This window comes from Streptomyces alkaliterrae (assembly GCF_007097205.2).
GTDB lineage: Bacteria > Actinomycetota > Actinomycetes > Streptomycetales > Streptomycetaceae > Streptomyces > Streptomyces alkaliterrae.
In genome coordinates this window covers 1-20,956 of the sequence record NZ_VJYK02000072.1, presented here as the reverse complement: position 1 = coordinate 20,956, position 20,956 = coordinate 1, and the positions used below count along the sequence as shown (strand labels likewise).

21 protein-coding genes are annotated in these 20,956 nt (G+C 70.1%); 11 read left to right on the top strand and 10 right to left on the bottom strand.

The window, feature by feature from the left end:
- Both FNX44_RS09545 and FNX44_RS09540 read right to left on the bottom strand, forming a co-directional pair.
- A partial coding sequence (locus FNX44_RS09545) for a pyridoxamine 5'-phosphate oxidase family protein (protein ID WP_323369179.1) occupies window positions 1-748 on the bottom strand: 748 nt, incomplete at its 3' end.
- 3 nt (window positions 749-751) lie between these two features.
- Complete coding sequence (locus FNX44_RS09540) at window positions 752-2,146, bottom strand: globin domain-containing protein (protein ID WP_143647580.1); 1,395 nt, start codon at window positions 2,144-2,146, stop codon at window positions 752-754.
- Between the two features lie 286 nt (window positions 2,147-2,432).
- On the opposite strand from FNX44_RS09540, the gene FNX44_RS09535 reads away from it, so the two are divergent.
- The gene (locus tag FNX44_RS09535; protein WP_143647579.1) at window positions 2,433-2,885 is read left to right on the top strand and encodes a GNAT family N-acetyltransferase; all 453 of its coding nucleotides are present in this window, start codon (window positions 2,433-2,435) and stop codon (window positions 2,883-2,885) included.
- 108 nt (window positions 2,886-2,993) lie between these two features.
- Here FNX44_RS09535 and FNX44_RS09530 read toward each other — a convergent pair whose 3' ends face one another.
- Window positions 2,994-5,654 (bottom strand): transglycosylase domain-containing protein, encoded by a 2,661-nt coding sequence (locus FNX44_RS09530; RefSeq protein WP_143647578.1) that lies wholly within the window; start codon window positions 5,652-5,654, stop codon window positions 2,994-2,996.
- 388 nt (window positions 5,655-6,042) lie between these two features.
- On the opposite strand from FNX44_RS09530, the gene FNX44_RS09525 reads away from it, so the two are divergent.
- Complete coding sequence (locus FNX44_RS09525) at window positions 6,043-6,750, top strand: PadR family transcriptional regulator (protein ID WP_143647577.1); 708 nt, start codon at window positions 6,043-6,045, stop codon at window positions 6,748-6,750.
- Between the two features lie 47 nt (window positions 6,751-6,797).
- Window positions 6,798-7,880 carry an inositol-3-phosphate synthase gene (locus tag FNX44_RS09520; RefSeq protein WP_143647576.1) on the top strand — a complete coding sequence of 361 codons (1,083 nt, stop codon included), beginning with the start codon at window positions 6,798-6,800 and terminating at the stop codon, window positions 7,878-7,880.
- Between the two features lie 92 nt (window positions 7,881-7,972).
- Here FNX44_RS09520 and FNX44_RS09515 read toward each other — a convergent pair whose 3' ends face one another.
- From FNX44_RS09515 to FNX44_RS09505, 3 genes are all read right to left on the bottom strand, one after another.
- Window positions 7,973-9,004 (bottom strand): alanine racemase, encoded by a 1,032-nt coding sequence (locus FNX44_RS09515; RefSeq protein ID WP_143647575.1) that lies wholly within the window; start codon window positions 9,002-9,004, stop codon window positions 7,973-7,975.
- Window positions 9,005-9,062: 58 nt separating this feature from the next.
- Window positions 9,063-10,184: a lipid II:glycine glycyltransferase FemX gene (locus tag FNX44_RS09510; RefSeq protein WP_143647574.1), complete on the bottom strand. Its 1,122-nt coding sequence runs from the start codon at window positions 10,182-10,184 to the stop codon at window positions 9,063-9,065.
- Between the two features lie 157 nt (window positions 10,185-10,341).
- Complete coding sequence (locus tag FNX44_RS09505; protein WP_143647573.1) at window positions 10,342-10,668, bottom strand: hypothetical protein; 327 nt, start codon at window positions 10,666-10,668, stop codon at window positions 10,342-10,344.
- Window positions 10,669-10,984: 316 nt separating this feature from the next.
- Here FNX44_RS09505 and rpsF point away from each other — a divergent pair, with 316 nt between their 5' ends.
- The 4 genes from rpsF to rplI all read left to right on the top strand — a co-directional run bounded on the left by rpsF (window position 10,985) and on the right by rplI (window position 12,736).
- On the top strand, window positions 10,985-11,275 hold the full coding sequence (rpsF, locus tag FNX44_RS09500) for a 30S ribosomal protein S6 (RefSeq protein ID WP_143647572.1): 291 nt from the start codon (window positions 10,985-10,987) through the stop codon (window positions 11,273-11,275).
- A gap of 126 nt (window positions 11,276-11,401) precedes the next feature.
- Window positions 11,402-11,983, top strand: coding sequence for a single-stranded DNA-binding protein (locus FNX44_RS09495; protein ID WP_143647571.1), 582 nt, complete (start codon window positions 11,402-11,404; stop codon window positions 11,981-11,983).
- Window positions 11,984-12,034: 51 nt separating this feature from the next.
- Window positions 12,035-12,271 carry a 30S ribosomal protein S18 gene (rpsR, locus tag FNX44_RS09490; RefSeq protein WP_143647570.1) on the top strand — a complete coding sequence of 79 codons (237 nt, stop codon included), beginning with the start codon at window positions 12,035-12,037 and terminating at the stop codon, window positions 12,269-12,271.
- A gap of 18 nt (window positions 12,272-12,289) precedes the next feature.
- A complete protein-coding gene (rplI, locus tag FNX44_RS09485) occupies window positions 12,290-12,736 on the top strand; it encodes a 50S ribosomal protein L9 (RefSeq protein ID WP_143647569.1) in 447 nt (148 codons plus the stop codon).
- A gap of 103 nt (window positions 12,737-12,839) precedes the next feature.
- Here rplI and FNX44_RS09480 read toward each other — a convergent pair whose 3' ends face one another.
- Window positions 12,840-13,277: a hypothetical protein gene (locus FNX44_RS09480; protein ID WP_143647568.1), complete on the bottom strand. Its 438-nt coding sequence runs from the start codon at window positions 13,275-13,277 to the stop codon at window positions 12,840-12,842.
- An 85-nt stretch (window positions 13,278-13,362) separates the two neighbouring features.
- Window positions 13,363-14,751, bottom strand: coding sequence for an MATE family efflux transporter (locus tag FNX44_RS09475; protein WP_143647567.1), 1,389 nt, complete (start codon window positions 14,749-14,751; stop codon window positions 13,363-13,365).
- A 468-nt stretch (window positions 14,752-15,219) separates the two neighbouring features.
- Between FNX44_RS09475 and dnaB the strand changes: the two genes are divergently transcribed.
- Window positions 15,220-16,710: a replicative DNA helicase gene (gene dnaB, locus FNX44_RS09470; protein ID WP_143647566.1), complete on the top strand. Its 1,491-nt coding sequence runs from the start codon at window positions 15,220-15,222 to the stop codon at window positions 16,708-16,710.
- A gap of 68 nt (window positions 16,711-16,778) precedes the next feature.
- Window positions 16,779-17,213, top strand: a complete 435-nt coding sequence (locus FNX44_RS09465; RefSeq protein WP_143647565.1) for a VOC family protein — start codon at window positions 16,779-16,781, stop codon at window positions 17,211-17,213.
- Window positions 17,214-17,291: 78 nt separating this feature from the next.
- Here the strand turns inward: FNX44_RS09465 and FNX44_RS09460 are convergent, their stop codons facing one another.
- Window positions 17,292-18,113: an aminotransferase class IV family protein gene (locus FNX44_RS09460; RefSeq protein ID WP_143647564.1), complete on the bottom strand. Its 822-nt coding sequence runs from the start codon at window positions 18,111-18,113 to the stop codon at window positions 17,292-17,294.
- 161 nt (window positions 18,114-18,274) lie between these two features.
- Between FNX44_RS09460 and FNX44_RS09455 the strand changes: the two genes are divergently transcribed.
- Both FNX44_RS09455 and FNX44_RS09450 read left to right on the top strand, forming a co-directional pair.
- Window positions 18,275-18,616: a MerR family transcriptional regulator gene (locus FNX44_RS09455; protein ID WP_143647563.1), complete on the top strand. Its 342-nt coding sequence runs from the start codon at window positions 18,275-18,277 to the stop codon at window positions 18,614-18,616.
- 419 nt (window positions 18,617-19,035) lie between these two features.
- Window positions 19,036-20,043, top strand: coding sequence for a zinc metalloprotease (locus tag FNX44_RS09450; RefSeq protein ID WP_143647562.1), 1,008 nt, complete (start codon window positions 19,036-19,038; stop codon window positions 20,041-20,043).
- A 135-nt stretch (window positions 20,044-20,178) separates the two neighbouring features.
- On the opposite strand, the gene FNX44_RS09445 is transcribed toward FNX44_RS09450, so the two are convergent.
- Window positions 20,179-20,943 (bottom strand): sulfite exporter TauE/SafE family protein, encoded by a 765-nt coding sequence (locus FNX44_RS09445; RefSeq protein WP_143647561.1) that lies wholly within the window; start codon window positions 20,941-20,943, stop codon window positions 20,179-20,181.
- Window positions 20,944-20,956 lie beyond the last annotated feature (13 nt).

The window sequence follows — 20,956 nt, the reverse complement described above, 5'->3', positions numbered from 1 at the left end:
GGGGTCCGGTCCTGCCCGGGTGCGGGGCGGGCTTCGTGGCGGCGGCCGAAGTGTCGCTCTTCGCAGGCGCCGCCGCGGATGGGGTCCCCGCCGCGGGGGCCTTCGCGGCGGGGGCGGTGCTCGCGGCCGCGGCCGCGCCGAAGTAGTCGCCGCCCTTGCGGCGGACGTCGTCCGTGCCCCAGGCGCGGGCCGCGCGGCGTGGGGCCTTCTGGAGCTGCGGGATGTGCTTGGAGCAGTGGATGTACGCCTCCTCCACCGTCACCTCCACCCACAGCTCGGGGCGTCGGCCCGGCACGGGGTCGACGGGCAGGTCGGGGTGGTCGGCGCGCATCCGGTCGTCCTCGACGAGCCGGGCGGTGCCGTTGACGTGCAGTCCTATCCGGGCGTTCAGGAAATCCACCAGGAGGATGCCCAGGTGCGGGTTCTCCTGGATGTTGCCGAGACTGGCGTGGACGCCGTTGCCCCGGTATTCCGGAAACGCGAGCGTGCGTTTGTCGATTACCCGGAGGAATCCGGGCGGACCCGCCCGGAACGTGCTGTCGCACTCGCCGCGCGCGTCGGCCGTGGCGAGGAAGAACATCTCCTGATCGGCGACGAACTCGCACATTCTTTCGTTCAGGTGGTCGAGCAGCTGCTCGTCGTAGAAGCGGTCGGCGCGGCGGGTGGAGTCCAGGCGCCGCTGGATCTCGTGTTCGCCGGCGCTGCCCGGCCTGCCGGATCGGGCCGTCGTGTGCGGTTCTGCTGCCACGTGTCACTCTCCCGCGAGCGCCGGTGCCTGGAAGGCGCTGATCGTTTCGAACGAGTCGTGTCGTATGCGGTCCTGGGGGATGCCGGCGCGGCGCAGGGCGTGCACACCGCTGCGGATCATGCCGGGCGGGCCGGAGACGTAGCCGTCGTAGCCGGTCCAGGTGCCGGCGCCGAGAATGGCGTCGGGGACCTGTCCGGTCAGTCCGGCGGCTCGGACGGGGCAGCCGTCGCCGACGACGGGGTGGACGGACAGCCACGGGTGGGCCCTCTCCAGCCGCAGCATGGTCTCCAGGTCGTAGAGCTCCTGGTCGGTGCGGGCGCCGTAGAAGACGTCGACCAGTCGGCGGCGGCCGTACTCCGCGACGTCCTCGACGAGCGCCTTGATCGGTGCGATGCCGGTGCCGCCGCCGAGGCAGAGCAGCCCGTTGTCGGTGGAGTGGTCGACGATCATGTTGCCGACAGGCGGGCCGATGCGCAGGACGTCGCCCGGTCGCGCGCGGTGGACGAGGGCGCCGGAGACCCATCCGGCGGGTACGGCCTTGACGTGGAACGTCAGCGTGCCGTCGGCGCTGGGCGCTCCGGCGAACGAGTAGTGCCGCCACACCCGGGGCCACCACGGCGTCTCGACGCTTGTGTACTGGCCGGCGCGGAAGGGGTACGGCTGGTCGGGGCGCAGCCGCAGCACGGCGGTGTCGGGGGTGCGGCGCTCGTGGGAGACGATCTCGGCCTGCCACGAGGCGGGAGAGCGTCGCTCGTCCTCGGCGGCCGCGTCGATCATGATCTGGGAGATCAGGGTGTACGCCCGCACCCAGGCGGTCTCGGCGGCCGGGGACCAGGTGTGGTGGGCGTAGCGGGTGAGCGCGCCGATGAGGCATTCGCCGACGGCCGGGTAGTGCTCGGCGCGGGTGCCGTACTTGCGGTGGCCGCGGCCGAGGTCGGAGAGGTAGGCGGTGAGGGCGGCGGGGTCGCCGGCGTGGCGCGCGGCGGTGAGCAGGGCGCTGAAGAGCCGGTCGCGCTGGGTGTCCATGGCGGCGGGGAAGAGGTCCCGCAGTCCGGGGTCGCGGAGGAAGAGCAGGGCGTAGAAGTGGCCGGTGACCTTGTCGGCGACGGGTTTGATCTCGGCCAGGGTGCGCCGGATCAGCTCGATGTCCTCGCCGGTGGGGCCGGCGACCGGCGGTACGGGTACCGGCGGCGGGTCGGTGGCGCCGGCGTCAGGGGGCGCCTCGGCGCTGGTGGCGGAAGCCGTGCGGGGCCCGCTGGCGGAACGATCCTGCGGCCCGGAGGCGGGAGTCGGCAGCGGCCGGCCGGGTCCGGCCGACCAGTGGCCGCCCGTCCCGTCGCCCCCGTGGGGCCCTCCACCGCTGACGGGTATGTCGCGGTCCTCCGACATCGTGGTCATGCGCTGCCTCGCCTCTTGTGTTTCTGATCGAATCGGTCACACATGTGACCGGATTGTGCGTGGAATTCCCCGATCTCTTTCCGGTGTCATGGCCACACATTCGACGGCAGGAACGCTGCTCGGATTGGCCGTGCGGCGCGACGCGTTGACGACCATACCCGCCGAGCCCGTCGGCACAAGTGAGGATTCGCGGAACACCGATTTCCCGCCTGCCCGTCGACTTACAATATTTCGCCCCTGTCGGGCGCCCGCCCGCCGAACGGGCCGCGCGCGTACCGTGGGAGCCATGAGTGATCTTGTGATACGAGCCGCCACCGCCGAGGACGTGCCGGCGATCGTGGCCATGCTGGCGGACGACCCGCTCGGCGCCCAGCGGGAGAGCCCCTCCGAACCGGCCGTCTACCAGGCGGCGTTCGCACACATCGCCGTCGACCCGAACCAGCACCTGGTGGTCGCCGAACGCGCGGGCGCCGTCGTGGGCACGCTCCAACTGACCGTCATCCCCGGGCTGTCCCGGCGCGGCGCGAGCCGGGCGCTGATCGAAGCGGTCCGGGTACGCGCCGACGAGCGCGGCGGCGGGCTCGGCGGCGAGCTCATCCGCTGGGCGGTCGACGAGGCCCGGCGGCTGGACTGCGCGCTCGTCCAACTCACCTCCGACAACAGCCGGGTGGACGCGCACCGCTTCTACGAGCGGCTGGGCTTCGCGGCCACCCACACCGGCTTCAAACTGACGCTGTGACCCGCTGAGGACAACCGGCGGCCGGCACGACAGCGGGCCTCTCCCGGGCCCACCCGCCGAAGCGGGAGGCCCGGGAGAGGCCCACGTCGTGTTGCCGGAACGGGCGGGCTACTCGTTCGAGCCCTGGCCGAAGATCGTGCCGCCGTTGCCCGAGCCGCCTCTGGGGCCGCCGCCGCTCGAACCGTCGGTCTCACCGCTGGTGTCCTGGCCGTCGGTCGTGCCCTCGGTGAAGCCGCCGTCCTGACCGCTCGTCGACCCCTCGGTGGTGGTGCCACCGTCCTGGCCGCCGCTGCTGTTGTTGCCGCCGCCGTTGTTGTTGTTGCCGCCGGTGTTGCATCGCGGGTCGAACGGGCTGCACGACTCGGACTCGGTCGGGCTCGGCGTCTCCTCCGGCTCGGACGGCTCCTCGGTGGGCTCCTCCGGCTCCTCGCTCTCCTCGACGTCCGGCGTCTCGGTCGGCGTCGGCGTCTCGCTCGGCGCGCCGTCCTGGTCGAAGGGTTCGCCCAGCGGGCGCGGCTTCGGGAACGGCGTCTTCGGCGTGCCCTTCGCGGCCTCCTTCATGTAGTTCACGAAGACCTGGGTGGGCATGCCACCACCGGAGGCGTCCTCGCCACCGGTGCCGTTGAGGGAGAGGGGTACGCGGTCGCCGTCGGGGTCGAACCGGAACATGGCCACCGAGGTGGACAGTTGCGGCGTGTACCCGACCCACCAGGCGGAGCGGCCCTTGTCCGTCGTACCGGTCTTGCCCGCGACCGGGCGGCCGAGTTCCCGTGCCCGCCAGCCGGAGCCGTTCTCGCCCTGGACGACGTTCTCCAGGGTCGCGGTGACGTTGTCCGCCACGTTCGGGTCGATGGCGGACTTCCGTGACGGCTTGTCGAAGCCCTCCATCTCCTGGCCGTTGGCCACCACCTTGGTCACCGAGTACGGCTCGGTCTGGGTGCCGGAGGCGGCAAAGGTGGCGTAGGCGTCGGCCATCCGGATGGCACTCGGCGTGGAGGTGCCGAGGGCGAAGGACGGGTTCAGGGCGGGGTCGATCTGCCCCTCCCTGATCCCGGCGGCCATCGCCATCTCCTTGACCCTGTGCATGCCGACGTCCATGCCGAGCTGCACGAACGGCGTGTTGGCCGAGACCTCCATCGCCCGTTCGAGGCTGATGTAGCCCCAGTCCTTGCCGTTGAGGTTGACCTGCTTGAACGGCTCGTGGTCCTTGGTCAGGTAGTCGGAGCCGTCCGGATTCTTGATCGTCAACAGGTTGTCGCCGTTGTACTTGCTCTCCGGCGTGATCGGCCGGCCCTCGCTCTGCACCGTGCCGTGCTCCATCGCGGCGGCCAGTACGAACGGCTTCCAGGTCGAACCGACCTGCACACCCGAGGAGTCCGCGTTGTTGAAGAAGTGGCCCTTGTCGAAGCCCGCGCCGCCGTAGACGGCGACGATCGCGCCGTCGTTCGGCACCACCGAGGCGGCGCCGAACTGGACGTGCTTGTCCTTCTCCCTGGTCTTCGGGTCCAGCTTCTCCTTGCGGACCTTGTTGACCGCCTTCTCCAGCTGGAGGACCTTCTTGCGCTCGAAGGTGGTGTGGATCTGGAAGCCGCCGCGGTCCAGCAGGCCCTTGTCCATACCGGTCTTGCGCAGGACCTCGTTCTTCGCCAGTTCCATCAGGTAGCCGACCTGGCCGACCTTGCCGCTCTGGCTCTGGCGGCGGATCGGCTCGGGGAACTCCTGGTACTTCGCACGGTCGGCCTCCGCCATCGTGCCGACCTCGACCATGCGGTCGAGCACCCAGGCCCAGCGGATCTCGGCTCGCTTGCGGTTCTCCTGCGGGGAGCGCCCGGGGCCCTCGCCGCCGGCCGGGTCGTAGAAGTCGGCTCCCTTGAGCAGCGTGGCGAGGAACGCGGACTGGTCCGGCTCCAGCTTCTCCGCGTCGATGCCGTAGTACGCCTGGGCGGCTGCCTGCACCCCGTAGGCGCCGCGCCCGAAGTACGCGGTGTTGAGGTAGCCCCGCAGGATCTCGTCCTTGTCCCGCGTGGTGCCGACCTTGATGGAGATGAAGAGTTCCTTCACCTTCCGGCTCATGGTCTGTTCCTGGGACAGGAAGTTGTTCTTCACGAACTGCTGGGTGATGGTGGAACCACCCTGCGTCTGCTGTCCCCTGGCCATGTTGACGACGGCCCGGGCTATGCCCTTCGGATCGACGCCGGAGTCGGTGCGGAAGCTGGCGTTCTCGGCGGCGATCACCGCCTCCTGGAGGGAGAGCGGCATCTGGTCGATCCCGATGTTCTGCCGGTTGGTCTCGCCGTCCCGGCCCATCACCTTGCCGTCGGCCCAGTAGAAGACGTTGTTCTGCGCCTTGGCGGCGTCATGCTCGTTGGGCACCTCGACCATCGCCAGGGCGAGGCCGGACAGACCGACCAGCAGGCCGAGGAAGCCGACGCACAGCGTCAGGATGTGCTTCCAGGACGGCACCCAGCGGCGTACGCCGTACTTGCCGGAGCGGGGGTAGTCGATGAAGCGCTTCTTCGCCGGCGCCTCGGCGCGGCGCCCGCGCCCGGCACCCGCCGCGGCGTGCGCGGTGGTCTCCGCCGCGCGGCGTCTGCCGCCGCGCCCGGCCGCCCGCCGGGCTTCCGCCCGCCCACCGGCGGCGGTGTCACCGGCGCCGTAGGAGCTCGTGGTGGCGCCACTGGGCTGTGCCGCGCGGCGGCCGCGGGACGGCGGCGGCTGCGCGGCACGGCGGCCGCGGGACTGCGGCGGCTTACGACGATGCTCGCTCATGGGAACAGCTACTCCTCGGTCAGGCACCCACGCCTGAAGGCGGCAGTGTACTTCCGGTCCCCCGAAGTGCGTTCCATTCGCACAAATGGGCGCACTGCATCCAGGACGACGACGCGCGGCGGCGTCGGACGGTTCCCGGACATGTTCTGCACAGCGCTCAGAGTACGCAGGGACAGAACATGTCTTTTCCGGCCGGTCGGGAGTTATCGGGCTCCACGGATGGGTTGGTTCCGTGATCTGGGTCCCGAAACGCGATCATGTCTTGCCGCATGTGACAGCGCGTTCTATCGTCGGGATGTATCGAGTCGATACATCAGCTCGACACGGCACGTGAATCGGGCAGACCGAGACGAACGACGACGGATCACGGAAGGGATGGGCGACGTCGATGAGCAGGCGGTCGGGCATCCTGGAGTTCGCCGTCCTCGGGCTGCTCAGGGAAGCCCCGATGCACGGCTACGAGCTGCGCAAACGACTCAACACCTCGCTGGGCGTCTTCCGGGCGTTCAGCTACGGCTCGCTCTACCCCTGCCTGAAGACCCTCGTCCAGCAGGGGTGGATCGCCGAGGAGCACGGCAGCGACGCTGTCGAGCCCCTCACCGCGCAGCTCACCGGGCGACGGGCGAAGATCGTCTACCGGATCACCGCCGAGGGCAAGGAGCGCTTCGAGGAGCTGCTCGCCCAGACCGGTCCCGACACCTGGGAGGACGAGCACTTCGGCGTCCGCTTCGCCTTCTTCGGACAGACCACCCGCGATGTACGGATGCGAGTGCTGGAGGGGCGGCGCAGCCGCCTGGAGGAGCGCCTCGACAAGATGCGCGCCTCGCTCAACAGGACCCGGGAACGGCTGGACGACTACACCCTCGAGTTGCAACGCCACGGCATGGAGTCCGTGGAACGCGAGGTCCGCTGGCTCAACGAGCTGATCGAGAGCGAGCGAGCCGGACGGGATCAACGTGACCGGCGCAACGGGCGCGACCAGAAGGACGCGTCCGGGCGGCGGGACCAGGCGGGCGACCGCCGGACAGAAGACACGGGCGGTCTGCCCCGGCATCGGGGGAGCACCCGGCCGGATCCGTCCGAGGACACCAAATGAGTCCCCGCGCGAGCGGGGACGCTTCGAGAACACAGGGAGCAACCGGAATGGGTTCGGTTCGCGTAGCCATCGTCGGCGTGGGCAACTGCGCCGCCTCGCTGGTGCAGGGCGTCGAGTACTACAAGGACGCCGACCCGGACAGCCGCGTCCCGGGTCTGATGCACGTGCAGTTCGGCGAGTACCACGTCCGTGACGTGGAGTTCGTCGCCGCGTTCGACGTCGACTCCAAGAAGGTCGGCCTCGACCTCGCGGACGCCATCGGCGCCAGCGAGAACAACACCATCAAGATCTGCGACGTGCCGAGCACCGGCGTGAAGGTGCAGCGCGGCCACACCTACGACGGCCTGGGCCGGTACTACCGGGAGACCATCGAGGAGTCGGCGGACGAGCCGGTCGACGTTGTCAAGGCGCTCAAGGACGCCCAGGTCGACGTGCTCGTCTGCTACCTGCCGGTCGGTTCCCAGACCGCCGTCGAGTTCTACGCGCAGTGCGCGCTCGACGCCAAGGTCGCGTTTGTCAACGCGCTGCCGGTCTTCATCGCCGGTACCAAGGAGTGGGCGGACAAGTTCACCGAGGCCGGCGTGCCGATCGTCGGTGACGACATCAAGTCGCAGGTCGGCGCGACGATCACGCACCGCGTGATGGCCAAGCTGTTCGAGGACCGGGGCGTCATCCTGGACCGCACGATGCAGCTGAACGTCGGCGGCAACATGGACTTCAAGAACATGCTGGAGCGGGACCGGCTGGAGTCCAAGAAGATCTCCAAGACGCAGGCCGTCACCTCCCAGATCCCGGACCGGGAGCTGGGCGAGAAGAACGTGCACATCGGCCCGTCGGACTACGTGGCCTGGCTGGACGACCGCAAGTGGGCCTACGTCCGCCTGGAGGGCCGCGCGTTCGGCGACGTCCCGCTGAACCTGGAGTACAAGCTGGAGGTCTGGGACTCCCCCAACTCCGCCGGTGTCATCATCGACGCGCTGCGCGCCGCGAAGATCGCCAAGGACCGGGGCATCGGCGGCCCGATCCTCTCCGCGTCCTCGTACTTCATGAAGTCCCCGCCGGTGCAGTACTTCGACGACGTCGCCCGCGAGAACGTCGAGAAGTTCATCAAGGGTGAGGTCGAGCGCTGACCCGTCGGTTAGCCCGGGCGCGCCCAAGCGGTGAGGGGCGGTGTGTGTTTCACGTGAAACACACACCGCCCCTCACCGTTCTTGAGGCGTGCTCAGCGCTCGACCAGCCGGTCGTACTGCGTGGTGGTGTGCCGGAGGATCGCCACCATCTCGTCGCCCACCTTGGGCTCCGGGGCCTCCGCCGGGACGAACAGGATCGACACCTGCATGTGCGGCGGCTCGGCGAACCAGCGCTGCTTGCCGCCCCACACGAACGGCGAGAGATTGCGGTTGACCGTCGCCAGACCGGCCCTGGCCACGCCCTTCGCACGGGAGGTCATCCCGTGCAGCGCCTTGGGCGCCTCAAGACCGACGCCGTGTGAGGTGCCCCCGGCCACCACGACCAGCCAGCCGTCGCCCGACGCCTTGCCCTGGCGGTAGCCGAAGCGGTCGCCCTTGGCGACCCGCGTCACGTCCAGCACCGCGCCGCGGTACTCCGTCGCGTCGTGGTCTCCGAGCCACAGCCGGGTGCCGATGCGCGCCCGGAAGCGGGTCTGCGGGAACTGCTGCTGAAGCCGCTGGAACTCCTCGGGCCCGAGGTGGCTGACGAACATCGTGTCCAGCGGCAGCCGGGCGGCCCGCAGCCGGTCCATCCAGCCGATGACCTCGTCCACCGCGTCCGTGCCGTCGGTGCGGTCCAGCGGCAGATGGATGGCGAAGCCCTCGAGGCGTACGTCGTCGATGGAGGCCCGCAGCTTCTCCAGGTCCTCCTCGACCACGCCGTGCCGCTTCATCGAGCTCATCACCTCGATGACCACCCGGGCGCCCACCAGGGCGGCCACGCCGTCCACCGAGGACACCGAGCGGATCGCCCGGTCCGGCAGCGGCACCGGTTCCTCGCCCCGCCGGAACGGGGTCAGCACCAGGAGGTCGCCGCTGAAGAAGTCCTTCATCCGAGCGGCCTCGTAGGTGGTGCCGACCGCGATGAGGTCCGAGCCGAACCCGGACACCTCGTCGGCCAACCGCTCGTGGCCGAAGCCGTAACCGTTGCCCTTGCAGACCGGGACGATGCCCGGGAACTGCTGGATCACCGATCGCTGGTGCGCCCGCCAGCGTTCGGTGTCGACGTAGAGGGAGAGCGCCATGGCCGGTGGTGGACCTTTCTCTTGCGTCTCTTGCGAAGTGTGTCTGTGAGCTGTTCGGTCAGCGACGCGACATGTAGATGTCCAACGCCTTGTGGAGCAGCTTGTTGAGCGGGAAGTCCCACTCGCCGATGTACTCGGCGGCCTCGCCGCCCGTGCCGACCTTGAACTGGATGAGGCCGAAGAGGTGGTCGCTGTCGTCCAGCGAGTCGGAGATGCCCCGCAGGTCGTAGACGCTCGCGCCGAGCGCGTAGGCGTCCTGGAGCATCCGCCACTGCATCGCGTTGGAAGGCCGGACCTCACGCTTGTGGTTCGCCGAGGCGCCGTAGGAGTACCAGACGTGCCCGCCGACGACCAGCATCGTCGCGGCGGCGACCGCCTCGCCCTCGTGCTTGGCGAAGTACAGCCGCATCCGGTTGGGGTCCTCGGAGTTGAGGGCCTTCCACATCTGCTCGAAGTAGCCGAGCGGGCGGGGCCGGAACCGGTCCCGCTCCGCCGTCACCTCGTACAGCCGCTGCCACTCGGGCAGGTCCTCGAAGCCACCCTGCACAACCTCGACGCCCGCCTTCTCGGCCTTCTTGATGTTGCGCCGCCACAGCTGGTTGAAGCCCTTGTGGACCTCCTCCAGCGTCCGGTTCTCCAGCGGCACCTGGAAGACGAAGCGCGGCTGCACGTCGCCGAAGCCGGCGCCGCCGTCCTCGCCCTGCTGCCAGCCCATCCGGCGCAGCCGGTCCGACACCTCGAACGCGCGGGGCTCGATGAACGTCGCCTCCACGTCCCGCAGTCGCTTGACCTCCGGATCCTGGATGCCCTTCTTGATGGCGGCCGCGTCCCACCTTCGGATGACAACCGGCGGACCCATCTTGACGGAGAACGCGCCCTGGGACTTCAGGTGCGCCAGCATCGGCTGGAGCCAGTCCTCCAGGTTGGGCGCGTACCAGTTGATGACCGGCCCCTCCGGCAGGTACGCGAGGTACCGCTTGACCTTCGGCAGTTGGCGGTAGAGCACCAGCCCCGCGCCGACCAACTCACCGGTCCTGTCGTCGAACCAGCCGAGATTCTCCGAGCGCCACTCCGTCTTCACGTCCGCCCACGCGGGCACCTGGCAGTGGCTGGCCGAGGGAAGGCCCTGGATGTACGCCAGGTGCTGCTCACGGCTGATCGTCCTCAGGGTCAAGCTCATGCTGGGCGCTCCTCCGCGCTTACTCCGCAGATCCGGCTTCGTGTCGGCAAGTTCTGTCGCGAAGCCTACTGGGCGCGGAAGGCAGCCGTACGGCCCCGGGCACGGCCCGTGAGGAGCGGGCGGCCCGGGGCGGGAGGGGCGACTCAGCCGGCGCGGTTCAGCCGAGGATGCCTCCGAACAGTCCGCCGTTTGCCATGCCGAGGTAGAAGCCCACGGCGGCAGCGCCCAGACTGATGATCAACAGAAACCGTTCGGCGGTGGTCGCGGAGATCATCTGCCCCCAGGCCGCCGCCAGGATGCCCAGCAGTCCGGCCCAGGAGGCCAGCAGGTGCAGCCCCGGGAAGAAGCCGGTCACGAAGGCGACCAGGCCCACGACCACGGCCGCCGCGACCCATGCGTTCTCCACCGGATGGGGCTTGCCGTCGCTGTTGAGGATGTTGCCGAGCTGGGAACGGAACCCGCGTTCCCGTACCGCTTGTGCCATGGGACACCTCCTGCCGGAAGGCGGCGCGGAGTGTAGCGCCGCTCACACCCGATGTGTCCAGATTGCGGCTGTCCACAGGCGGATTTCAACCGGAAGGGCATCGGCGGCTACTCTGTACCGTCTGCACTGGTGTCTGCCCTGTGCCCCGCCGGCGCCCCCGGCCGAGATCCCGGACGGTCCTCACCGGCCGTCCTCGGATTGTCAGTGGCGTCGGATAGGAAGGGGGGCAGGTTCGGAACGCCCGTGCCGACACGCATAACAACCCTCCTGCCACGGAACGACCGTGGCCGCTGAGTCCAGAGGAGGTGGGTTCCACATGCGTCACTACGAGGTGATGGTGATCCTCGACCCCGATGTCGAGGAGCGCGCGGTCTCCCCGCTGATCGAGAACTTCCTCGCCGTTGTCCGTGAGGGCAATGGCAAGGTCGAGAAGGTCGACACCTGGGGCCGTCGCCGTCTCTCCTACGAGATCAACAAGAAGCCCGAGGGCATCTACACGGTCATCGACCTCCAGGCCGAGCCTGCGGTCGTCAAGGAGCTCGACCGCCAGATGAACCTGAGCGAGTCGGTCCTCCGGACCAAGGTCCTGCGTCCCTCGACCCACTGAGCGCGCGCACAGCGCACTGAGTGACCGAGGGTCCACCGAGTGGCACCCCCGCTGCCGCAGGCAGCACGTCACCACCCATCCGCACCCGCACAAAGCAGCCAGCAGCAATCGCCGAGAGGTTCACCCATGGCAGGCGAAACCGTCATCACCGTCGTCGGCAACCTGACCGACGACCCCGAGCTGCGATTCACCCCGTCCGGTGCGGCCGTCGCGAACTTCACCATCGCGTCGACGCCTCGGACGTTCGACCGCCAGACCAACGAGTGGAAGGACGGCGAGCCGCTGTTCCTCCGCTCCTCCATCTGGCGGCAGGCCGCGGAGAACGTCGCGGAATCCCTCACCAAGGGAATGCGCGTCATCGCCCAGGGCCGGCTCCGTCAGCGCTCCTTCGAGACCCAGCAGGGCGAGAAGCGCACCGTGATGGAGCTCGAGGTGGACGAGATCGGGCCGGCGCTTCGCTACGCCACCGCGAAGGTCACCAAGACCGGCGCGCGCGGCGGCGGCCAGGGCGGCGGCTTCGGCGGCGGCCAGGGCGGCCAGCAGGGCGGCGGCTGGGGCGGCGGCCAGGGCGGTCAGGGCGGCGGCCAGGGGCAGGACCCCTGGGCGACCGGCGCCCCCGCCGGCGGCGGCCAGCAGGGCGGCGGAGGCGGCTGGGGCGGCGGCTCCGGCGGCCAGGGCGGCGGCTACTCGGACGAGCCCCCCTTCTGACGAAGGCCGGGCTCAGCACCCACTTCTTGAGAATTTCACTGGAGAGAGACAATGGCGAAGGCGCCTGCTCGCAAGCCTAAGAAGAAGGTTTGCGTGTTCTGCAAGGAGAAGATCTCCTACGTCGACTACAAGGACACGAACCTGCTGCGGAAGTTCATTTCCGACCGCGGCAAGATCCGTGCCCGCCGGGTCACCGGCAACTGCACCCAGCACCAGCGCGACGTCGCCACGGCTGTGAAGAACAGCCGTGAGATGGCGCTGCTGCCCTACACCTCGACCGCGCGATAAGGAAAGGGTGACCGACTGATGAAGATCATCCTGACCAACGAGGTCTCCGGCCTCGGTATCGCCGGCGACGTCGTCGACGTCAAGGACGGGTACGCCCGTAACTACCTGCTTCCCCGCGGCTTCGCGATCCGCTGGACCCGGGGCGGCGAGAAGGACGTCGAGCAGATCCGTCGCGGTCGCAAGATCCGCGAGATCGCCACGATCGAGCAGGCCAACAGCATCAAGGGCCAGCTCGAGGGCACCAAGGTGCGGCTCAAGGTCCGCGCCGGCGACGGCGGCCGCCTCTTCGGCTCCGTCACCCCGGCCGACATCGCCTCCGCGGTGAAGGCCTCGGGCGGCCCGGACCTGGACAAGCGCCGCATCGAGCTCGGCTCGCCGATCAAGAGCCTCGGCCTGCACGAGGTCTCCGTGCGTCTGCACTCCGAGGTCGTCGCGAAGGTCGGCATCGAGGTGCAGCCCGCCTGACAGCGGGTGACGCTTCTCGGACGTCACGTCTGACATGTGGGGCCGCGACCCGTCGAGGGTCGCGGCCCCACACGCGTCAGTACCCGGCGTCCGCTCGGCGGGGTCAGCTACCCGGGGCGCAGACGGCGTAGACGGTCAGCGGCAGCGCACGCGGCTCCTCCGCCTCCTCCCTACCGCCTTCCCCCTTGCCCTTGCCGCCCTTGCCCTTCGCATTGCCGCCCTTGCCCTTGCCGCCCTTGCCCTTCCCATTGCCGCCCTCGGCGTCCTTGTCGTCGACTTCGCCCCAGGCGGCGCCCTCCCAGCCGCGACCGTCCTGAGTGGGCCGCGACCGGAAGATCGAGATCTCGTCGTCGTGCTCGACGTCCACACCGCCGCCGGTCACCCGGTGGTGCTCGGGGCAGTGGACGGTGACGTCGCCCACGCCGCTCCTGCTGACGATCGTGGTCGGTGTCGCCGCCGCCGAGGAGGGCAGACCCAGCCCGAGGGCCGTGATGACACCGGCGGACACCAGGACAGTGGAAACACGACGCGGAGTGATCATGGCTCCTGCCTAGCGCACCCCGTCCGCCACAGGGCGCGGCACGCGCACACCAGCCGCCCGCCGTCGCCTGATCGGGCGCCCGGGGTCAGGAGCGGCGTACCGCGCCGGTGACGGCCCACCGGCCCGACCTGGCCCGCAGGCCCAGGGTCAGCATCCGCGCGGTCATCATCAGCCCGGCCAGGGTCGCCCACAAAGCCACCAGGCCGCCGCCGAACACCGGCACGAGCATCGCCACCGGGGCGAACACCATCAGCACCGCCAGCATCGCCCAGGCGAGGTAGGGTCCGTCGCCGGCGCCCATCAGCACCCCGTCCAGCACAAAGACGACGCCCGCGATCGGCTGTCCCACCGCGACCACCAGCAGCACCACCAGCAGCTGGTCGTGCACGGCCGGGTCGGTGGTGAAGATCCTGCCGACAAACGGGGCCGCGGCGGCGAGGCCCACCCCCAGCACCGCGCCCGCGGCCACGCCCCAGCGCACCATGCGTCGGCAGGCCGCCCGGGCGCCGTCGGCGTCGCCGGCGCCGAGGTAGCGCCCGATGATGGCCTGCCCGGCGATGGCGATGGCGTCCAGCGCGAAGGCCAGCAGCGTCCACAGGGTGAGGGTGATCTGGTGGGCGGCGACCTCCACGTCGCCGAGCCGGGCGGCCACCGCCGTCGCGATCATCAGCACCGCGCGCAGCGACAGCGTCCGCACGAGCAGCGGCGCGCCGGCCCTGGCGCTGGCCCGGATACCCGCCGCGTCGGGGCGCAGCGACGCGCCGTACTTCCGGGCGCCGCGCACCACGACGAACAGGTACGCGGCGGCCATACCGGCCTGGGCGATGACCGTGCCCCAGGCGGACCCGGCGATGCCGAGCCCGACACCGTGGACGAGCAACACGTTGAGCAGCCCGTTGGCGGTGAAGCCGGCGACGGCGACGAGCAGCGGCGTCCTGGTGTCCTGGAGGCCGCGCAGTACTCCGGTGGCGGCGAGCACGACCAGCATGGCGGGCACGCCGAGCGAGCTGATCCGCAGATAGGTCACCGCGTAGGGGGAGGCGGTGGGCGAGGCTCCGACGGCGTCGACGAGGGCGGGGGCCAGCGGCCACAGAAGCGCGGTCGTGGCGAGCCCGAGGAGAAGCGCGAGCCAGATGCCGTCCATGCCCTGGCGGAGGGCCGCCGGGAGGTCGGCGGCGCCGAGCCGGCGGGCGACGGCGGCGGTGGTGGCATATGCGAGGAAGACGAAGAGGTTGACGCCGGTGGCGAGCAGTGCGGCGGCGACGCCGAGGCCGGCGAGCTGGGCGGTGCCGAGGTGCCCGACGATGGCGCTGTCGGTCAGCAGGAAGAGCGGTTCGGCGACAAGCGTGCCGAAGGCCGGCAGGGCGAGTGCGATGATCTCCCGGTCGTGGCGACGGCTGTGGGCGCGGTGGGGCTTCTGCTGCGCCCCCTGGGGGGCATCCGAGCGCCCGGGACGCGGTGACCGCGATGACATGGACTGATCCAATCATCCACAAGTAATGACCGCAAGTGGATGGCGTCTATTACAGCCCGCCCGGACGGACCCCCGGTGACGCCTCATCGGACAAGAACTTCGACAACCTTCCCAACTTTTTTCCCTGCACAGCTGGTGGATGACGTACCCGCAGGTCACAGCGGGTTCTGTGTCGACTCCTCGAACTCGTCCACAGGGTTGTCCCCCGACTCGCCCACAGGTTCCGGGGGGTTGTCCACAGGTTCTGGGCCGTCACCCACAGGGGCCTGTGGATAACTGAATTGGGTGTCGAGCCGCCAGGGCCGTACCGTTGTCCGGCGCCCGTGCCCGTCCCACTCGGTTCCACTCGTCTTCGCCGCCCGATCGGCACGCCGTAACCGGGAACGAGCGCCGATCTGTCAGAGCGGTGACGTAGGAAGAGCCGTACACACCCGACGAGGGCCCACGGCCGGTGAGGAGGTGGCGGGGGTGGCCCAGCCAGAACACCTTGACGAGCCCTGGGCCGTCGACGCCCCGCCGCCGCCCGACGACGGCGTCGGCGGGCTGCCCGTCTCCCGGCCGCGACGCGGCGACGGCCGCCAGGGCCGGGGCGGCGAACAGCACGACCGCGGCCCCGACGACTTCGCGGCCAGCGCCTTCGAACGCGTACCGCCGCAGGACCTGGCCGCCGAACAGTCGGTGCTCGGCGGCATGCTCCTCTCCAAGGACGCCATCGCCGACGTCGTCGAGGTACTGCAGGGCCAGGACTTCTACCGGCCCGCCCACGAGACGATCTACCAGGCCGTCCTCGACCTCTACGCCAAGGGCGAGCCCGCCGACCCGATCACCGTCGCCGCCGAACTGACCAAGCGCGGCGAGCTCGCGAAGGTCGGCGGAAACGGCTACCTGCTCTCGCTCGTCCAGACCGTGCCGACGGCCGCGAACGCCGAGTACTACGCGGAGATCGTGCACGAGCGGGCGGTGCTCCGCCGCCTCGTCGAGGCCGGTACCCGCATCACCCAGATGGGGTACGCGGCGGACGGCGACGTCGACGAGATCGTGAACTCGGCGCAGGCCGAGATCTACGCCGTCACCGAACAACGCACCTCCGAGGACTACCTACCGCTCGTCGACATCATGGAGGGCGCGCTCGACGAGATCGAGGCGATCGGCTCTCGCAGCGGCCAGATGTCCGGCGTACCGACCGGCTTCACCGACCTGGACTCCCTGACCAACGGGCTGCACCCCGGCCAGATGATCGTCATCGCCGCCCGTCCCGCCATGGGAAAGTCGACGCTCGCGCTGGACTTCGCCCGGGCCTGCTCCATCAAGCACAGGCTGCCCAGCGTCATCTTCTCCCTGGAGATGGGCCGCAACGAGATCGCCATGCGGCTGCTGTCCGCCGAGGCCCGGGTGGCGCTCCACCACATGCGCTCCGGCAGCATGACCGACGAGGACTGGAACCGCGTCGCCCGCCAGATGCCGCAGGTCACCGAGGCCCCGCTGTACATCGACGACTCGCCGAACCTGTCGATGATGGAGATCCGCGCCAAGTGCCGCCGCCTCAAGCAGCGCAACGACCTCAAGCTGGTCGTCATCGACTACCTCCAGCTGATGCAGTCCGGCGGCTCGCGGCGACCCGAGTCCCGGCAGCAGGAGGTGTCCGAGATGTCCCGTAACCTCAAGCTGCTCGCCAAGGAGCTCGAGGTGCCGGTCATCGCGCTCTCCCAGCTGAACCGCGGCCCGGAGCAGCGCACCGACAAGAAGCCGATGGTCTCCGACCTCCGCGAGTCCGGCTCCATCGAGCAGGACGCCGACATGGTCATCCTGCTGCACCGCGAGGACGCGTACGAGAAGGAGTCGCCGCGCGCGGGCGAGGCAGACCTGATCGTCGCCAAGCACCGCAACGGCCCCACCGCCACCATCACCGTCGCCTTCCAGGGCCACTACTCCCGCTTCGTCGACATGGCCCACAGCTGAACCGGCTTGGTGGCAGCCCTGGTTAATCCGTTCGACGCGGGCGGAGGGGCGGCGCCTACAGTGTGCCCATGGCAACTGTCAGACAGGTCCAGGTCACCTTCGACTGCGCGGAGCCCGCTCGGGTCGCTCGCTTCTGGTGCGAGGCACTGGGCTACGTCCTACCGCCGGTGCCGGAGGGGTTCGCCGACTGGGAGGAGTTCAGGCGCTCGCTGCCGGCCGAGGAGCGGGACGAGTGGGCTGCCTGCGTTCACCCCTCCGGTGCGGGCCCGCGGCTGTACTTCCAGCGTGTTCCCGAGGGAAAGACCGCGAAGAACCGGGTGCACCTCGACGTGCGGGCCGGCACCGGGCTGGTGGGGGAGGAGCGCCTTGCCGTGCTCGAGGCCGAGTGCGAACGGCTGGTCGCGCTCGGCGCGGAACACGTGAAGACGCTGTACGCGGACGAGGAGAACGAGTCGTGCATCAACATGCGCGACATCGAGGGCAACGAGTTCTGTCTCGACTGAGCGACGCGGGCGGTGGCCGACGCGGGCGGTGGTCGGGGGCTCGCGGCCGGGCCGCGGTGTGCCGGACGGGCGGTGTGTTCAGGGGGCGGTGGCGGGTTCGGCTCGGTGGGCGCGGTGGAGGAGGTCCGTGAAGTCGGCGGCCTCCGGTAGTTCGACGGAACCGATACGGCGTACCTCGACGCCCGGCGTCCAGGAGTTCATGACCACGGCACCGGCCAGCGCCGGCAGGTCCGCCACCGTGACCGGGCGGACGACCTGCGGGACCCCCATCCTCTCCAGTTGTCGGCGGACCGTCGACATCATCGTCCCCACCAGCACCTCGGCGTCCGGCCACACCACCCTCTCGCCGTCCCAGAACGCGACATTCCAGATCGTGGCCTCGCTGAGCCTGCCACGACGGTCGACGAACACGGCGTCGTCGAAGCCGTCCCGCACCGCCCGGCGCAGGTGGTAGGTCTTGGCGACCTCGCCGACGTGCTTGATGGCCGGAACCGGACGCTCGTACTCGACCGTCGCGAGCGACAGCGGCCCGGCCGGGCCGTCGGCGGGCGGTCCGGTACGGACGAGGACGTGGGGACGGGCAGGGGGCGCGTCCGCCGCCGGAGCGGTGAACTCGCCGGGCGTCGAGTAGACCGTGACAGTCAGTGAGACGTCCTTCGAGCCGTCCGCCAACGCGTCCCTGATGAGCGACCTGACCTCCGCGTCGGGCAGTGCCCGACCGAACATCTCCAGCGAGGCCGTCCGCAGCCGCGCCAGATGCAGGTCGAGGCCGCGGATCAGGCCGTCGCGCACCTGTACGGCGGTGAAGTGCGCATAGCCGGCGAAGGCGAGCGGCGTCAGTTGCTCAGCCGTCGCGGTCCGGCCGTCGAGCCGTACGACCGGTGTGTCCGTGATTTCCATGTACCCGTGAACCCTCCTGGGAGAAACCGTCGAGCGGCGGCAGCAACATGACACCGCGGCCCGCCTGCGGTGCGTGGAACTCCCCGCACCGGCAACGACGTTAGAGCCTCACACCGGTGTGAAGGTCAAGCGTGGAAGTGACAGGGCGGGGTGGACTGCGGATGCGGATCGGAGAGCTGGCGCGGAGGACCGGGGTCAGCCCGCGCCTGCTGAGGTACTACGAGGAACAGGGCCTGCTCAGCGTGGGGCGCTCGGCGAACGGCTACCGCAACTACGACGAGGACGCGGTCGCGACCGTGCGCTGGGTTCGGACGCTGCTGGACGCCGGCCTGCCGACCGAGTTGATCCGCTCCGTGCTGCCGTGTGTGCGGGACGCGCCGCCGGGCATCGACTGGTGCGCCGAGCTGCGTGAGGACGTGCGCGACCGGCTTGTTCGCATGGACGAGGCCATCGATCGGCTCCAGCGCCGACGCGACGCCTTGGCCGGCTATCTGACGTCGTGACCGAACCGAACCGGGCCGGACCGGTCGCGGCGGGGCGTGGCATGGCCGGGCCGGGCCGGGCCGGGCCGTGGGCAGGGGCGGGGCGCGAGGTGCGGACGACCGCCTCTCAAAAGCACGTTCTGACTGAAAGAGGCAAGACCGATTCCGGCCAGCCCTTGCTTGAACGAAGTGTTTCAGCCGCTGTTTTCAGCCGTCAGCACCGGGGTGAACAGAGCGGACAAAGCACACTCTCCGCCCGGCTCTCGTTACGGATGAGTCTCCGAGCAAGCTCCAGGCCGTAACTTCTCCTCCCAACACCCCCTTCTGACCGCTTGTTTATTGGTCCTGTTCACTTCTGACCGGACACGTTCAACTGGACATAGCCTCCCCGCGGCGACGAGGAAACACCTCCCGCCTCCATCCCCACACGAGGAGTGCTGATGCTCCACCGCGCCCGCATGTCCGCCGGCTCGCGCAGACGCCTGATCGGTGTCGTCGCCGTCGTCGGAGCGCTCGCCCTGGCGCCGCTGTCCGCCCCCACCCAGACCGCCGTGGCCGCGGCGGAGGTCACCGAGGACTGCGTCGAGGATTCCGCCGCGCTCTCCGGCGCCCGCAAGCCGGCCCCCGGTCACGAGCACGGCGGCTCCAACCGCAAAGAGCCGAACGAGATCGGCGCCGCCAAGGCCGAGGAGATGGACAAGGCGCTCCGCAAGAAGGTCTCCGACCTGCGCGACAAGGGCCGCCTCCAGCCGACCGCGCCGCTTGTCACGACCGACGTGGCGATCCCCGTCTACTGGCACGTCATCCACGACGGCACCACCGGCAAGCTCAGCCAGTCGGACATCAACGCGCAGATGGCCGTGCTCAACGACGCCTTCGCGGGCAAGGGCGCCGGAAACAACGCCTCGCCGTTCCGGTTCTCGCTCAAGGAGACCACCTACTCCGACAACGCGGCCTGGTACGCCGCCGGTTACGGCTCCCGCGCCGAGCGCGAGATGAAGAGCACGCTGCGGCAGGGCGGCCCCGAGACGCTGAACGTCTACTCCAACAGCGCCGGCGGCGACCTGCTCGGCTGGGCCACCTTCCCCAGTTCCTACAAGGGCAACCCGCAGATGGACGGCGTGGTCCTGCTCGACTCCTCGCTGCCCGGTGGATCAACGCCCAACTACAACGAGGGCGACACCGCCACGCACGAGGTCGGCCACTGGCTGGGGCTGTACCACACGTTCCAGGGCGGCTGTAACGGCAAGGGCGACTACGTCGACGACACGCCCGCCGAGGCGAGCCCGGCGTACGAGTGCCCCGAGGGCCGCGACTCCTGCCCGCGCAAGCCCGGGCTCGACCCGATCCACAACTTCATGGACTACACGTACGACGCGTGCATGACCCAGTTCACCAGCGGTCAGGTGCAGCGGATGTCCGACAACTGGGCCGCGTACCGAGGCTGAGAAACGACGAGGCCGAGAAGCGCCCGGGGCTGAGAAACGCCCGCACGGCCCGCACCGCTCGAAGGCCCCGCGTACGTCACAGGCGACGTACGCGGGGCCGATCCGCGTCCGCACCACCACCCGGACGGGCCGTCCTCAACGGACGATCATCACCACGCTCGCCGTGACACCCACGGTCACGATCACCGCGCGCAGCGCCGCGGGCGCCAACCGCCGCCCTATCCGGGCCCCGGCCAGTCCGCCGACGACGGCCCCGGCGGCGACGCACCCCGCCGCCGCCCAGTCGACGGTCGCCACCGCGATGAACACCACCGCGGCGACCCCGTTCACGATCGCGGCCAGCACGTTCTTCGCCGCGTTCAACCGCTGCAGGTCGTCGCGGAGGAACGTGCCGAAGAGGCCCATCAGCACCACGCCCTGCGCGGCGCCGAAGTAGCCGCCGTACACGCCGGTACCGAGTACGCCGAGCCACAACGGCGTCCCGCCGTCGACGCCGCCCGCCGTGCCGCGCTCCCGGCGCCGCGCCACCCACCCGCTCACCCGTGGCTGGAACAGCACCAGTACGCAGGCGCTGAGGATCAGTACCGGCACCACCGCCCGGAACGTCGACTCCGGCAGCCGGAGCAGCAGCAGCGCGCCCGCCAGGCCGCCCACCAGCGAGGCCGCGCCGAACCGCAGCAGTCGCGGCAACTGCCCGCGCAGCTCACGGCGGTAGCCCCAGGCCGCGCTGAGCGTGCCCGGCACCAGGCCGATGTTGTTGGTGACGTTGGCGAGCACCGGTGGATAGCCGAAGGCGAGCAGCGTCGGGAAGGTGATCAGGGTGCCCGAGCCCACCACCGCGTTGATGGCGCCCGCCGCGACCGCCGCCCCGCCGATCGCCAGCGCTTCCAGAAGCTGCACGTCGTCCCCGCCC

Bases quoted from the DNA above. Each gene is read 5' to 3' on its own strand.
- FNX44_RS09505 (WP_143647573.1), bottom strand. From the start codon at position 10,668: ATGGCACAAGCGGTACGGGAACGCGGGTTCCGTTCCCAGCTCGGCAAC.
- FNX44_RS09540 (WP_143647580.1), bottom strand. From the start codon at position 2,146: ATGACCACGATGTCGGAGGACCGCGACATACCCGTCAGCGGTGGAGGG.
- FNX44_RS09480 (WP_143647568.1), bottom strand. From the start codon at position 13,277: ATGATCACTCCGCGTCGTGTTTCCACTGTCCTGGTGTCCGCCGGTGTC.
- FNX44_RS09495 (WP_143647571.1), top strand. From the start codon at position 11,402: ATGGCAGGCGAAACCGTCATCACCGTCGTCGGCAACCTGACCGACGAC.
- rpsR (WP_143647570.1), top strand. From the start codon at position 12,035: ATGGCGAAGGCGCCTGCTCGCAAGCCTAAGAAGAAGGTTTGCGTGTTC.
- FNX44_RS09535 (WP_143647579.1), top strand. From the start codon at position 2,433: ATGAGTGATCTTGTGATACGAGCCGCCACCGCCGAGGACGTGCCGGCG.
- FNX44_RS09455 (WP_143647563.1), top strand. From the start codon at position 18,275: ATGCGGATCGGAGAGCTGGCGCGGAGGACCGGGGTCAGCCCGCGCCTG.
- FNX44_RS09465 (WP_143647565.1), top strand. From the start codon at position 16,779: ATGGCAACTGTCAGACAGGTCCAGGTCACCTTCGACTGCGCGGAGCCC.
- FNX44_RS09510 (WP_143647574.1), bottom strand. From the start codon at position 10,184: ATGAGCTTGACCCTGAGGACGATCAGCCGTGAGCAGCACCTGGCGTAC.
- rplI (WP_143647569.1), top strand. From the start codon at position 12,290: ATGAAGATCATCCTGACCAACGAGGTCTCCGGCCTCGGTATCGCCGGC.
- FNX44_RS09450 (WP_143647562.1), top strand. From the start codon at position 19,036: ATGCTCCACCGCGCCCGCATGTCCGCCGGCTCGCGCAGACGCCTGATC.
- FNX44_RS09475 (WP_143647567.1), bottom strand. From the start codon at position 14,751: ATGTCATCGCGGTCACCGCGTCCCGGGCGCTCGGATGCCCCCCAGGGG.
- FNX44_RS09460 (WP_143647564.1), bottom strand. From the start codon at position 18,113: ATGGAAATCACGGACACACCGGTCGTACGGCTCGACGGCCGGACCGCG.
- FNX44_RS09525 (WP_143647577.1), top strand. From the start codon at position 6,043: ATGAGCAGGCGGTCGGGCATCCTGGAGTTCGCCGTCCTCGGGCTGCTC.
- FNX44_RS09515 (WP_143647575.1), bottom strand. From the start codon at position 9,004: ATGGCGCTCTCCCTCTACGTCGACACCGAACGCTGGCGGGCGCACCAG.
- rpsF (WP_143647572.1), top strand. From the start codon at position 10,985: ATGCGTCACTACGAGGTGATGGTGATCCTCGACCCCGATGTCGAGGAG.
- FNX44_RS09520 (WP_143647576.1), top strand. From the start codon at position 6,798: ATGGGTTCGGTTCGCGTAGCCATCGTCGGCGTGGGCAACTGCGCCGCC.
- FNX44_RS09530 (WP_143647578.1), bottom strand. From the start codon at position 5,654: ATGAGCGAGCATCGTCGTAAGCCGCCGCAGTCCCGCGGCCGCCGTGCC.